General features: G+C 35.0%; 11 protein-coding genes. 7 read left to right on the forward strand and 4 right to left on the reverse strand.

The features are described from left to right. The first annotated feature begins 68 nt into the window (after nucleotides 1-68). The 7 genes from Q0842_RS08445 (at nucleotide 69) to Q0842_RS08475 (ending at nucleotide 8,814) form a co-directional block, all read left to right on the forward strand. Nucleotides 69-515: a MarR family transcriptional regulator gene (locus Q0842_RS08445; RefSeq protein ID WP_298496782.1), complete on the forward strand. Its 447-nt coding sequence runs from the start codon at nucleotides 69-71 to the stop codon at nucleotides 513-515. Between the two features lie 7 nt (nucleotides 516-522). Next, nucleotides 523-2,931, forward strand: a complete 2,409-nt coding sequence (locus Q0842_RS08450; RefSeq protein WP_298496807.1) for a 3-hydroxyacyl-CoA dehydrogenase/enoyl-CoA hydratase family protein — start codon at nucleotides 523-525, stop codon at nucleotides 2,929-2,931. 4 nt (nucleotides 2,932-2,935) lie between these two features. Continuing rightward, entirely contained in the window at nucleotides 2,936-4,129 is a 1,194-nt protein-coding gene (locus tag Q0842_RS08455; RefSeq protein ID WP_298496811.1) for an acetyl-CoA C-acyltransferase, read from the forward strand. A gap of 26 nt (nucleotides 4,130-4,155) precedes the next feature. Further along, nucleotides 4,156-5,964 (forward strand): acyl-CoA dehydrogenase family protein, encoded by a 1,809-nt coding sequence (locus Q0842_RS08460; protein ID WP_298496814.1) that lies wholly within the window; start codon nucleotides 4,156-4,158, stop codon nucleotides 5,962-5,964. Nucleotides 5,965-6,061: 97 nt separating this feature from the next. Then, nucleotides 6,062-6,532 carry a DUF6265 family protein gene (locus Q0842_RS08465; RefSeq protein WP_298496817.1) on the forward strand — a complete coding sequence of 157 codons (471 nt, stop codon included), beginning with the start codon at nucleotides 6,062-6,064 and terminating at the stop codon, nucleotides 6,530-6,532. Between the two features lie 57 nt (nucleotides 6,533-6,589). Continuing rightward, a complete protein-coding gene (locus Q0842_RS08470) occupies nucleotides 6,590-8,236 on the forward strand; it encodes a M1 family metallopeptidase (protein WP_298496820.1) in 1,647 nt (548 codons plus the stop codon). 5 nt (nucleotides 8,237-8,241) lie between these two features. Further along, nucleotides 8,242-8,814, forward strand: coding sequence for a YdeI family protein (locus tag Q0842_RS08475; protein ID WP_298496823.1), 573 nt, complete (start codon nucleotides 8,242-8,244; stop codon nucleotides 8,812-8,814). A 4-nt stretch (nucleotides 8,815-8,818) separates the two neighbouring features. Here the strand turns inward: Q0842_RS08475 and Q0842_RS08480 are convergent, their stop codons facing one another. From Q0842_RS08480 to Q0842_RS08495, 4 genes are all read right to left on the reverse strand, one after another. Continuing rightward, nucleotides 8,819-9,700, reverse strand: a complete 882-nt coding sequence (locus tag Q0842_RS08480) for a carbohydrate kinase (protein ID WP_298496826.1) — start codon at nucleotides 9,698-9,700, stop codon at nucleotides 8,819-8,821. A 12-nt stretch (nucleotides 9,701-9,712) separates the two neighbouring features. Then, complete coding sequence (locus tag Q0842_RS08485; protein ID WP_092851944.1) at nucleotides 9,713-10,990, reverse strand: glycosyltransferase; 1,278 nt, start codon at nucleotides 10,988-10,990, stop codon at nucleotides 9,713-9,715. Between the two features lie 30 nt (nucleotides 10,991-11,020). Then, nucleotides 11,021-13,102: an HAD-IIB family hydrolase gene (locus Q0842_RS08490; RefSeq protein ID WP_298496835.1), complete on the reverse strand. Its 2,082-nt coding sequence runs from the start codon at nucleotides 13,100-13,102 to the stop codon at nucleotides 11,021-11,023. Nucleotides 13,103-13,364: 262 nt separating this feature from the next. Continuing rightward, complete coding sequence (locus Q0842_RS08495; RefSeq protein ID WP_298496838.1) at nucleotides 13,365-14,831, reverse strand: magnesium chelatase; 1,467 nt, start codon at nucleotides 14,829-14,831, stop codon at nucleotides 13,365-13,367. Nucleotides 14,832-14,885 lie beyond the last annotated feature (54 nt).

Here is a 14,885-nt window from a genome sequence, read left to right on the forward strand (position 1 = left end):
TAATTTTACAAAAAATACTATGCATGCATAGTATTTTTTTTTATATTTGAACGCATTAACAAATAAACATGAAGGAAAAAACCATTGATTATGTACTAAGAACAACATGGCTTACAGTTCAAAAAATGTACAATGAAGAAGCCGCAAAATTTGAAAGCACAATGGCAACTGGTTTTACATTGCTAAGTATTGATCCTGAGAAAGGAACTCCTTCAACAGCCTTAGGCCCTAAAATGGGAATGGAAGCAACAAGTTTATCTAGGATTTTAAAAACCATGGAAAATAGAGGATTAATAACAAGAAAACCAAACCCTAATGACGGACGCGGTGTTATTATTAATCTAACCGATTTTGGTATTGAAAAAAGAGAATATTCAAAAGAAAAAGTATTGTTATTTAACGAAGCTATAAAAAATAATATTTCAGAAGAAAAACTAATACATTTCTTTGAAGTAGCCGATGTTATTAATGACATGGTTTGTAACAAAAAAATATACAATCAATCTGATAGTTAAAAAAACAATGAGCAAACGAAGAATTAAAAAAATAGCCATTATTGGCTCTGGAATTATGGGAAGTGGCATTGCATGTCATTTCGCTAATATTGGTGTAGAAGTCCTTTTATTAGATATAGTTCCAAGAGAACTTAACGACAAAGAAAAAGCTAAAGGCTTAACTTTAGAAGATAAGGTAGTTAGAAATAGATTGGTTAATGATGCGCTTACTGCATCGTTAAAATCTAAACCATCTCCAATTTATCATCAAGATTTCGCTAGTAGAATTACTACCGGTAATTTAGAAGACGACATAGCTAAAGTGGGCGATGTAGATTGGATTATGGAAGTTGTAGTCGAAAGACTAGACATCAAGAAAATGGTGTTCGAAAACTTAGAAAAATATCGTAAACCAGGAACCTTAATTACGTCTAACACCTCTGGTATTCCTATAAAGTTTATGAGCGAAGGTCGTAGTGAAGACTTCCAGAAACATTTCTGCGGTACTCACTTCTTTAACCCAGCGCGTTACTTAAAATTATTCGAAATTATTCCAGGACCAAAAACAGATGCTTCTGTATTAGAGTTTTTGAATGGTTATGGCGAGCAATTTCTTGGAAAAACATCGGTAGTAGCTAAAGACACTCCTGCATTTATTGGTAACAGAATTGGTATTTTCAGCATTCAGAGTTTATTCCATGCTGTTAAGGATTTAGATTTAACTATCGAAGAAGTCGATAAATTATCTGGACCAGTAATTGGTCGTCCTAAATCAGCAACCTTCCGTACTGTAGATGTTGTTGGGTTAGATACTTTGGTTCACGTAGCAAATGGTATTGCAGAAAACTGCCCTAACGACGAACGATTAGAGCTGTTTAAACTACCAGGTTTCATCAAAACAATGATGAAAAACAAATGGTTAGGAAGTAAAACAGGTCAAGGTTTTTACAAAAAACAAGTATCTCCAGATGGGAAAAAAGAAATTTTATCACTTGACTTAAACACACTAGAATATCGTTCTGCTAAACGTGCAAAATTTGCAACTTTAGAACTTACGAAAACGATTGATAAGGTTGTTGACCGATTTAAGGTATTAGTAAAAGGAAAAGATAAAGCTGGTCAATTCTACAGAAAAAGCTTTGCAGCCTTATTTGCTTATGTTTCAAATAGAATTCCTGAAATAACAGACGATTTATATAAAATTGATGATGCTATGAAAGCGGGGTTTGGATGGGAACATGGTCCTTTCCAAATTTGGGATGCTATAGGCGTTGAAAAAGGTATTGAAATTATGAAAGCTGAAGGTTTAGAGCCTGCTGCTTGGGTAAACGAAATGTTAGCTTCTGGAAATTCTTCTTTTTACACCGTAAAAGAAGGCGCGAGTTATGCTTACGATATTCCTAAGAAATCACAAGAAAAAATTCCAGGACAAAACAGTTTCATTATTTTAGATAACATTAGAAAATCTAACGAAGTATTTAAGAATTCTGGAGTTGTTATTGAAGATTTAGGAGATGGCATCTTAAACTGCGAGTTCCAATCTAAAATGAATACTATTGGTGGCGATGTTCTTGCAGGATTAAATAAGGCTATTGATTTAGCCGAAAAAGATTTTGCTGGTTTAGTTGTTGGTAATCAAGCTGCAAACTTCTCTGTTGGTGCCAACATTGGAATGATTTTCATGATGGCTGCAGAGCAAGAGTACGACGAGCTTAACATGGCTATTAAATATTTCCAAGACACCATGATGCGTATGCGTTATTCTTCAATCCCAACTATTTCTGCACCTCACGGTATGGCTTTAGGTGGTGGTTGTGAATTATCATTACACGCCGATAAAGTAGTTGCTGCAGCAGAAACCTACATGGGACTCGTAGAGTTTGGTGTTGGTGTGATCCCTGGTGGTGGAGGTTCTAAAGAAATGGCCTTAAGAGCATCAGATACATTTAGAAAAGGAGATGTGCAATTAAACACACTTCAAGAGTACTTTTTAACTATTGGTATGGCTAAAGTATCAACTTCGGCTTACGAGGCTTTTGATATGGGCGTATTACAAAAAGGAAAAGATGTTGTGGTTGTTAATAAAGACCGACAAATTGCAGTTGCAAAACAACATGCTATGTTAATGGCTAATACTGGTTATACACAACCTGTAAAACGTAAAGATGTAAAAGTACTTGGTAAACAAGCTTTAGGTATGTTTTTAGTAGGAACAGATTCTATGAAAGACTCCAACTACATTTCTGAACACGACATGAAAATTGCTAATAAACTAGCCTACGTTATGGCTGGTGGAGATTTATCTGAGCCAACTTTAGTTAGCGAGCAATATTTATTGGATTTAGAGCGTGAAGCCTTCCTAAGTTTATGTACAGAGCGTAAAACTTTAGAACGTATTCAGCATATGTTAACCAAAGGTAAACCTTTAAGAAACTAAAAAAATGAAAACAGCATATATAGTAAAAGCATATAGAACAGCAGTTGGTAAAGCACCAAAAGGCGTGTTCCGTTTTAAAAGAACAGATGAATTGGCAGCAGAAACCATCAAATATATGATGAAAGAATTGCCAGGATTAGACCCAAAGCGTATCGACGATGTTATTGTTGGTAACGCTATGCCAGAAGGTTCTCAAGGATTAAATATGGCGCGTTTAATCTCGCTTATGGGATTAGAAGTTATTGATGTTCCAGGTGTCACCGTAAACCGCTTTTGTTCTTCAGGAGTTGAAACTATTGGTATGGCTACAGCAAAAATTCAAGCTGGAATGGCCGATTGTATTATAGCCGGTGGTGCAGAAAGCATGAGTAGCGTGCCTATGACAGGTTTTAAACCAGAACTGAATTATGATGCGATTGTAAAAGCAGGTCATGAAGATTATTATTGGGGCATGGGTAATACTGCCGAAGCTGTTGCAAAACAGTTTAATGTATCTCGTGAAGACCAAGATGAGTTCGCATTTAATTCGCACATGAAAGCATTAAGAGCGCAAGCTGAAAATCGTTTTCAAGATCAAATAGTACCTATTGAAGTAGAGCAAACTTACATTGATGCAAACGGAAAGAAAGCAACAAAAACGTATACCGTAACTAAAGATGAAGGACCTCGTGCAGGAACTAGTAAAGAAGCCTTAGCAAAACTAAGAGCTGTATTTGCTGCTGGAGGAAGTGTTACAGCTGGTAATTCATCGCAAATGAGTGATGGCGCTGCTTTTGTAATGGTTATGAGTGAAGACATGGTTAAAGAACTAGGTTTAGAGCCAATTGCAAGAATGGTAAACTATGCTGCTGCAGGTGTTGAGCCGCGTATTATGGGTATCGGACCAGTAAAAGCTATTCCTAAAGCATTAAAACAAGCAGGATTAAAACAAGACGATTTAGCTCTTATTGAATTGAATGAAGCCTTTGCTTCTCAATCGTTAGCAGTAATTAGAGAGTTAAACCTTAACCCAGATATTATTAACGTAAATGGCGGTGCTATTGCGTTGGGGCATCCACTAGGATGTACTGGAGCGAAATTATCAGTACAGCTTTTTGACGAAATGCGTAAGCAAGACATGAAAGGTAAATATGGAGCAGTTACCATGTGTGTAGGAACAGGTCAAGGGGCTTGTGGAATATTCGAATTTTTAAACTAATAAAGAACTAAATACAAAAATATAAAATGGAAGCAAATGAAAAAGACATCTTAAGAGGTGGTCAATTCTTAGTAAAAGAAACAAATTGTGAAGATGTGTTTACTCCTGAAGACTTTTCAGAAGAGCAAACAATGATGAAGGAATCCGTAATGGAATTTAATGATCGTGAAATTATTCCTCACAAAGCACGTTTCGAAGCTAAAGATTATGCATTAACAGAAGACGTTATGCGTAAAGCTGGAGATATGGGCTTTTTAAGTGTTGCTGTTCCTGAAGCTTATGGTGGTATGGGAATGGGCTTTGTTTCTACCGTATTAACTTGCGATTATATTTCGTCTGGTACAGGTTCTTTTAGTACTGCTTTTGGTGCGCATACAGGAATTGGTACCATGCCAATTACCTTATACGGAACAGAGGAACAAAAACAAAAATATGTACCAAAATTAGCATCTGGCGAGTGGTTTGGAGCTTACTGTTTAACAGAGCCTGGAGCTGGATCTGATGCAAACTCTGGTAAAACAACTGCCGAACTTTCTGCAGATGGAAAATCATATAAAATTAACGGTCAAAAAATGTGGATCTCAAATGCAGGTTTTTGTAGTTTGATGATTGTTTTTGCCCGTATTGAAGACGATAAAAACATTACTGGGTTTATTGTAGAATATGATAGCGCAAACCCAAATGGCATTGTCTTAGGCGAAGAAGAGCATAAATTAGGTATTCGTGCATCTTCTACACGTCAAGTATTTTTTAACGATACAGTTGTACCTGCAGAAAATATGTTAGCAGGTCGTGGTGAAGGTTTTAAAATTGCAATGAACGCCCTTAACGTGGGTCGTATTAAATTAGCTGCTGCTTGTTTAGATTCGCAAAGACGCATCTTATCAACTGCTGTAAATTATGCTAATGAGCGCAAACAATTTAAAACACCAATAGCAAATTTTGGTGCCATTAAAACTAAACTGGCTGAAATGGCTGCTAGTGCCTATGCAGGTGAATCTGCAACGTATAGAGCTGCTAAAAACATTGAAGATAGAATTGCTCTTCGCGAAGCTGCTGGAAACTCGCATCAAGAAGCAGAGCTTAAAGGTGTAGAGGAATATGCTATTGAGTGTTCTATTTTAAAAGTTGCGGTATCTGAAGATGTACAAAACGCTGCGGATGAAGGTATCCAGATTTTTGGTGGTATGGGATTCTCTGAAGAAACTCCAATGGAATCTGCTTGGAGAGATGCTCGTATTGCTCGTATTTACGAAGGAACTAACGAAATTAATAGAATGTTAGCCGTTGGTATGTTAGTTAAAAAGGCTATGAAAGGACATGTTGATTTATTAGGTCCTGCGCAAGCCGTTCAAGAAGAACTAATGGGTATACCATCTTTTGATACTCCAGATTATTCTGAATTATTTTCTGAAGAAAAAGAAATGATTAAGAAGCTTAAAAAGACGTTCTTAATGGTTGCTGGTGGTGCGGTTCAAAAGTTTGGTCCAAAATTAGAAGACCACCAACAGTTATTAATTGCAGCTGCCGATATTTTAATTGAAATCTACATGGCAGAATCTGCAATTTTAAGAACAGAGAAAAACGTTAAACGTACTAGCGAAGCTGAACAAGCTGCCCAAATCGCGATGGCTAAACTATATTTATATCATGCCGTAGATATCGTTGAAGAAAAAGGAAAAGAAAGTATTATTTCTTTTGCTGAAGGCGACGAACAACGTATGATGTTAATGGGTCTTAAGCGATTTACTAAATACGCAAACTACCCAGATATTGTAGATTTACGTATCGAGATAGCAGAAAAAGTTAAAGCAGAAAACAAATACTGTTTCTAACCATAGTAACTATAGAGTGACTAACTCAATTTTTAAAAAACGCTTCGAAATTTATTTCGAGGCGTTTTTTTATTAATTTAGTTGAAAATCAAAAAAAATGAAATCAATTTTTATTGTTTGTTTATGCTTCTTCTCCTCTACTATTCTTGCACAAGGCGATAAAATCCTAGAACCCAAACTAGAAAATATTGCGTGGATTGCAGGACATTGGAAAGGCGAAGCTTTTGGCGGTAAAACCGAAGAAATATGGAGCGAACCATCGGGTGGTTCTATGATGGCTACCTTCAAGTTAATTAACGATGGTAGTGTTTCATTCTATGAAATTGAAATAATCAGAGAAATTGAAAACTCGTTAATACTTCAGCTAAAACATTTTAATAATGATTTAAAAGGTTGGGAAACTAAAGATGAAACCATCGATTTTCCATTACAAAAAATCACCGCTTCTAAAGTTGTATTTGATGGCATGACTTTTGAAAAAGTAAACACTAACGAAATGAATGTTTATGTAGACATTCACCAAAAAGATGGATCTATTGAAACGGTAAAATTCAATTACACCAAGTAGAAAAATTAACAAACACTTAATAACCTTTTTATTTAAATTGCCAAAAACTAAAAATTGATGAAAAATACCTACTATATACTAATTGCCTTTTTACTTTCACCTTTATTATATTTAAATGCTCAAGGATTACTTTCAGAAAACACAAATTTCACAAAACAAGATAGCTTAAGAGGCTCCATTACTCCGCAGCGCGAATGGTGGGATTTAACCTATTATCATCTAGACATAAAAGTAGACCCAGAAAACAAATTCATTTCTGGAAAAAACACCATTTCCTATAAAGTTTTAAAAAGCGATTCTATAATGCAAATTGATTTGCAATCGCCAATGAAGTTTTTAAAAGCGGTTCAAAACGGTAAAGAATTAAAAGTACGCCATGAAGGTAATGCGCATTTTATTTCATTAGTTGACAATCAAAACATCAATGACATTAACTCGGTCGAGGTCTATTATGAAGGTCATCCAAGGGAAGCTGTAAATGCACCATGGGACGGCGGGATTTCTTGGAAAAAAGATAAAAACGGTAAGGATTTTATTGCCTCGTCATGCCAAGGACTAGGCGCAAGTGTTTGGTGGCCTTGTAAAGACCACATGTATGATGAAGTAGAAGGCATGAAAATAAGTGTAAACGTACCTAGCCATTTAACCAATGTATCGAATGGAAGGCTAATACTTGTAGAACGTATTGGCGACACTAAAACATTCCATTGGGAAGTAAAAAGTCCAATAAATAACTACGGCGTAAATATTAATATTGGCGATTACGCTAATTTTTCTGAAGTTTATGATGGCCAAGGCGGAAATTTAGACCTTGATTATTATGTGCTTAGCTACAACCTAGAAAAAGCCAAAGAACAATTTAAACAAGTACCTATGATGCTTAAAGCATTCGAGCATTGGTTTGGTCAATACCCATTTTACAGAGATAGTTTTAAGCTTGTTGAAGCACCGTATTTAGGCATGGAGCACCAAAGTTCGGTAACCTATGGTAATGGCTACCAAAACGGCTATTTGGGTAACGATTTGTCGAGAACAGGTTGGGGTTTAAAGTTCGACTTTATAATTATACATGAATCCGGGCACGAGTGGTTTGCCAATAATATTACCAATAAAGACATAGCCGATATGTGGATACATGAAAGCTTTACCGCATATTCCGAAAGCTTGTATTTAGATTATCATTTTGGAAAAGAGGCCGGAGCAGAATATGTTATTGGCACCCGAGCTAATATTCAAAATGACAGCCCTTTGATTGGGCAGTATAATGTTAATAATGAAGGCTCTGGCGACATGTATTACAAAGGAGCAAATATGCTGCATACGCTAAGACAACTTATAAAAGATGACGAAGTTTGGAGAAAAATTTTGCGTAAAATGAATGTGAAATTTTATCATCAAACGGTAACAACACAACAGATAGAAAACTTTTTATCGTATGAAACAACTATAGATTTATCTGCTTTTTTTAATCAATATTTAAGAACCACAAAAATTCCGGTTTTAGAATATTCAATAAATAAGAAAGTTTTAAAATACCGATGGACTAATTGCGTTGAAGGTTTCGAAATGCCTATTGAAGTAAAAATTAATGATGAAGACCAATGGATTTCGCCTAAAGCTGAATGGAATACTTTAACCTTAGATTCTAAAATAGATAATGTAGAAGTGGATATTGATTTTTATGTTGAAAGCAAAAAGATATAATCCTTTTGGAAACACCAGAACTCTATTTTAAAACTGATACCGAATGGCGCACATGGCTTCATAAAAACCATGATTGCTCCAATGGTGTTTACCTCATATTTTATAAAGTTGAAAACAATAAACCTTCAATGCGCTGGGAAGAAGCCGTAAGAGTGGCTTTGTGTTTTGGTTGGATAGATTCTACCGTTAAAAGTTTGGGTAATGGAAAGCGCAGGCAATACTTTTGTAAACGGAATCCTAAAAGCGTTTGGAGCGCATTAAATAAAACATACATAAAAGAGCTTACCGCTCATGGTTTAATGCATGAAGCTGGCCGTGAAATTATAAAAATTGGAAAGCAAAATGGGAGTTGGACGGCTTTAGATGCTGTTGAAAAAGGCATTATTCCGCAGATTTTAAAAGATGCATTTAATGAAAATCCTAGTGCTTATAAGAACTTTAAAAACTTTGCCCCGTCTTACAGAAAAAGTTATTTGTATTGGTTAAATCAAGCCAAACGCGAAGAGACTAAAAAAAAGCGCATCACTCAAATAATCGAGTTATGCGCTAATAATATTAAAAGTCGAGATACACGATAATATTTTACAAATTTAAAAATGCATCAATCATAGGTTTTGAAATTTTAGGATTAGCCCCTTCACTCTGTGCTACCAAAGCCCCAACTGCACAAGCATAATCTATGGCTTCTTGAGGATTAATTTTATTAAGTAATTGGCTAACTAATGTACCCAAAAAAGAATCTCCAGCTCCTACGGTATCCACCACTTTTATGCGATAACCACTATTATAATAAAGTAAACCATCATACAACAAAACAGCACCATGCGCGCCTTTAGTAACACAAATCCGTTTAGTATTTGTTGTTTTTGCAATGTAATGTACGTTTTGCTCTAAGGAATTAGATTTTGAACCTAAAAACGCACTCACTTCATATAACTCATCATCGTTAAGCTTAATAAAATTCGCCTTTTCCATTAAAAAAACCAAAGTCTCTTTGGTATAGTGAGGTGGTCTTAAATTAAGATCGAAAATTTTATAGTTAGCATATTCTAGAAGCTCAAATAAGGTCTGTTTTGAGGTATCATCGCGTGTTATTAAACTTCCAAATACCATAGCATCGGAAGCTTTTACTGTTTCTACCAAAGCATTATTAAGTTCTATTTTATCCCAAGCGCAAGGGTAGTCAATGGTGTAAGATGCCGAACCTTTTTTATCTAAAAACACCTTAACTTCACCTGTTTTATACTGCTCTAAAACTTGAATGCATTCTGTGTTAATTTCATGTTCTTTTAAATAGCTTAATAAAGCTTTACCAAGATTATCATTACCAATAGCACTAATCATAGTAACGTCATTATTAAATGATTTTGCCCTGAGTGCTACATTTAATGGTGCACCTCCTATTTTCTTGTGAGTTGGAAATACATCCCAAAGAATTTCTCCAAAACAAACTATTTTAGACATGTGTTGGTGGTGTTAATAAATATTAGATTCCATAGTTCGCTGATTAATGGAGCTTCTAAATACCTCCAACATACGTTTAGCAATACCAGTCCAACCAAAATTACGACGTGCAAAACGAGCACCTTCAACCGATAATTCATTTCTTAATTTAGGATATAAAAGCGGCATAGCCATCATTGCACCAAATTCTTTAGGGCGATGCGGGTCTGCAAATAGTCCTTGGTTTCCAAAATCTATTAAATCGCATAAACCACCATGAACAGTTATTATACTTGGGGTTCCACAGGCCATAGCTTCAATAGCAACCATTCCAAAAGGCTCGTATCTAGAAGGCATAACAAAAATATTAGCCGATCTATATACGTTTGCTAAATCTTCGTCGGCAATGTAGTTTTTCCATGATATTTTATCGGCAATACCTAACTCTTCTGCTAACTTTTTGAGTTTTTCAATACCTTGATTATCTTGATCGGATTGATCGCCACCAATAGCTGCTACTAAACGCGCCTCGGGACACAACTCGAACACCGTTGGTAGTGCATGAAACAGCAAATCGTAACCTTTATTATGTGCCATTCTACCTAATGCCAAAATATCTGTAGGTTGAATATCGTACTTGGCTCGTATTCTATCGTTTTCTTTAGATGGTACTGGAAAAAAGCGATTCTCATCAATTCCAGGAGGAATCATGCCACAATTTTTTGGCAGAACATCGTATTGTTTAGTTAATAAATCGACTTGAGGAAGCGTTGTAGCAATAACATAATTACACATTTGATACACAAAGTATTCCTTTCTAATACGCTCTTTAAAACGGTACGTTTTCTCCATTTCCTTTTCTTCCATATCACTACCCATACTATGTTGTTTCCACCAACCCAATGAGTGTGGCGTATGCACATGGGAAATACCCAACTCTTCGGCTATTTTTTGGCCTGCCCAACCTGCATCCCAGTAATGCGAATACACAACATCGTACTTTTTACGTTCCTTTTTAATGGCTGCTAAGGCATTGGTGACAAACTTTTTAAGGTGGTCGTGCATATCTTCTTTCCGAATAAACTTTTTACCACCAAAAGGAATTCGCCATACGCTATAATTTTCGTCTACATGGTCGTATTCTGGCTGATCTTCAAATTGTCGAGTCATTAAATCGACTCTTTTTCCTAGTCTACTAAAACGCTCAGCAAGTTCTAAAACATATACTACTTGTCCGCCTGTATCTGGTTTTCCTAATTCTGCATGTGCTCCAACATACCCGTGTAAAGAGATCATCAATATCGATTTCATAGTGTTTTGTTTTAGTTGTTATATTAATTATTATATTATTTTTAAATCATGACAAGCAGAAATGTATTGCGCTGCAGACCACGCTTGGTAAGCTTTCCCCATGGGTTTCCCGGTGGTTCCATGTGCCCACTCTGTAAACTCCCACTCTACATTTATACCTTCTTTATTTATTAAAGCGAGTTTATGTAATTCGGCTATTGCGATATCTCTAAACCCTAACTTGTTTACAAACTTTACCCAAAAACCACCCACAAAAGGCCAAATACCACCATTATGGTAATGGTTTGGTAGGTTTAATAAATTAACGGTGTAATATGGTCTCCAATCGGGATCGCCGGGGCTTACAACAGGATATACATTGGCTACAGGAAAAGGATCGTTAACCCCAACACCCCACATAAATTTAAAGGTTTGATGTGCTTTTTCGGCATCGATAGTACCATGTAAAAAGGCTAAAATATTTCCTAAAGTATCGCAGCGCCAACTAAAATCGAAAGGTGTTGTTTGCGCGATTAAATATGAGGTATCTCCTAATGTAAATTGCTTTTCGGCAAAAGAAACCGATTGAAATAATTGTTGCTTTGTAGACGGCCAGAAGTTTTGTAATATTTCCTTTTTAATAACCTGCGACCATCTTATATGCTCACCTGCTTCTTCATGATCGCCTAACATTTCCATCATACGACCAAAACAAACATTAGCACGGTACCATAAAATTTCATCGTAAAGAATATTATAACTTCTACCAAATAAATCGGTCCAGTCGCCTGCTTCAGGAATTTCTAGTAAAGCATCATTATTACTATCGTGCGCTCCTAACCAACGCATCGTTTCCTTTATATCGGATATATGTGTTCTTAAAAATTCAATATCTTTAGTTTCGTTTACATATTCGTAAAAAGCAATAACCACCCAAATACCACTATCAATAGAGCAGATACCGCCAACCCCAGAATAATCTGGGATATTATCTTTAATACGCACATTTGAAGGTATTTGACCGTTACGTGAAATATGCTCAAACAAAGTTAAAAGTGTTTGTCTTGCACATTTGTGAATGTCTTCGTGTTTATGGATTAAAGGTAAGGCTCCAATTACCGTTATGGCACCATCTCTTGCCCAAACGCTATAATAATTCTCGTCTGTACCATGAGCCACATTATCTTTTATAGAACAGGCGGAAAAACCTAAAGGTGTAATATTCTTTTTTAAGGCTAAAACAGCTTTTTCATAACCTTCGCGAATTAAAGCTACTTTCTCATCGGCATCCTCGGCGGCTAAACTTTCTGATTCTTGTTTTATAAAGAAATCGTCTTTATGGTCGATATTAGTGTCATCAATTGCTACATTTGGTAAAATACCATAGTATACCAATCCTTCTATTATTCCATCACTTTTTTCTTTTTCGGTATGATAAACCTGTCTGTGTTTTGTGTATTGATATAATTCATCATGTGCATTGGCAACTACGACTCCTTTTACATTTGGCATATCAAACATGGCAGAATCGTTTCCACTATCTCCAGCTACCAAAACTGCTTCTGTTTTAATATTAAGTTGTTTCGTTAACCATTGTAAAGCATTTCCTTTATTAGCAAATTTTGGAAGAATGTCTAAAAATTTGTCGCCAGAATACACTACATTAATATTCATGTTGGCTTTTTCAAAATCTTGTTCTACACTAGAAATTAGTTCTGCAGTAGCATTGTGAAAAAAATAACTTCTTTTATAGGCATGTTGAAATTTAGTAGGCTGATAACTAATTGGGTGATCAATGTTTTTAATTAAATCCTCTACAGCCTTTAAATCCCAACCTTCGTCAAGAATATTATTAAACTCTTTTACAACACTTTTATCCTTAAAGTTATATATATGAGTACCAACACCAGAAATAATGTAATCTGGCTCAGGCAAAACACCTTTATTAATTAAATTAAGAACATCATCAATTAATCGCCCAGTATTATAAGATAGAAAAACATCTTTTGGTTTGTATTTTTTCCAAATTTTTCGAAAATTACTTTTATGTGTATGAAAGTCAATTAATGTATTATCAATATCGAATGAAAGAAAGCTTATTTTAGGCTGATTTTGATCTTGAATTTTGTCCATATATAAAATCTAAATATTTTTAATTTTTAGTGTTTTTAACTCCATTTTGGAAGAAATTAGCAGTTTTTTGAGTCAAAAACAAGAAAAACAAGCTAATTTCACTAAATATTCTAATTGTGATAATTAGTAAGCCTAAGAATAAGAAATCTGAAAAATAGCACTTTGCATTTTGCGTATTTGATAATCATTAAAAACAAAAAAATCCGTAAGAAAATATATATTTTCTTACGGATTTTTAAAATTTTACTTTTTATTTTATATACTACAAACCACTTATAAAACTACCATACGGATCTTTAAATTGAATACCTTCAGTAAACCTATGTTTACTTAATTGTTTATATTCTACTAAAGCCCAAAGCACAAATTCTTTCACAAAATAACTATCTAGAGTTAATAAATTAGGCTGATACTCTGCTAACAAGTCATCAAGAGGTGTAATAGCATTTAGTAAGCTTTTATATTCTTTATCTCTTAAATCATCTAATAATTCAAAACCCTCTTTTTGGTTAAAAAACCATGATACTATATCATCATATGGGCTTTCTTCGTCTTGCTTTTGGAGCTTCCCAATCTTTGGAAAAAACTCTACAAAAAGGGTTTTTACAGCTTCTCCTATTAAATTATAAGCTACAACAGCTGCACCTTCCTGTTCGCCTTCATACACTAACTCTACTTTACCGGTAATTGCTGGTATAATTCCAACAAAATCTGACAACCTTAAAGTTGTTTGCCCATCGCCATTAATTAATGCGCGCCGTTCTGCTGTACTTAATAGATTTTCTAGAGCTGTAATACTTAAACGAGCACTTACTCCACTTTTAGCATCAATAAAATCACTTTCTCGGGCTTCAAAAACTATTTGTTCTAACAAATCTCTTGCTAAATCTGGCACTATTACTGAGGCATTTTGGTCTTCAACCAATTTTGCTTCTTGCTCTGTTATTTTTCTGGCCGTTTCAATATCTGTTGGATAATGTGTTAATATTTGAGAGCCAATTCTATCTTTTAAAGGGGTAACAATACTGCCTCTATTAGTGTAATCTTCTGGATTTGCGGTAAATAAAAACTGTATATCTAAAGGCAACCTCAACTTGAAACCTCTAATTTGAATATCACCTTCTTGAAGTATATTAAATAATGCTACTTGTATTCTTGCTTGTAAATCTGGTAATTCGTTAATTACAAATATGCATCGATTTGCTCTAGGAATCATTCCGTAATGTATCACTCTATCATCAGCATAACTTAATTTTAAATTGGCTGCTTTTATAGGATCAACATCGCCAATAATATCTGCTACAGTAACATCTGGTGTTGCTAGTTTTTCAGCAAAACGATCATTTCTATGCAGCCAAGAAATTGGAGTATTATCGCCTTTTGCGTTTATGAGTTCTATGGCAAATCGGGAAATAGGTTTAAAAGGGTCGTCGTTAATTTCTGAACCTTCAACATACGGTATATATTCATCCAATAAATTAAGCATTAACCTTGCTAAACGCGTTTTAGCTTGCCCACGCAATCCTAATAAATTAATATTATGCCTAGACAAAATAGCGCGCTCTAACTCAGGTATTACTGTGTTTTCATAACCATGAACACCTTTAAACGCTGTGTCTCCATTTTTTATTTTCTTAATTAGATTATCTCTCAATTCATCTTTTATAGATTTTGATTGATATCCTGATGCTTTTAATTTACCTAGTGTTGTTATATTTTCTATTTTCATTTTATAGCTTTTGGCCATTTGCTTTTAGCTATTAGCAAACCTCTTGCAAAAAGG

The organism is uncultured Algibacter sp., assembly GCF_947495675.1.
Classification (GTDB): Bacteria; Bacteroidota; Bacteroidia; order Flavobacteriales; family Flavobacteriaceae; genus Algibacter_B.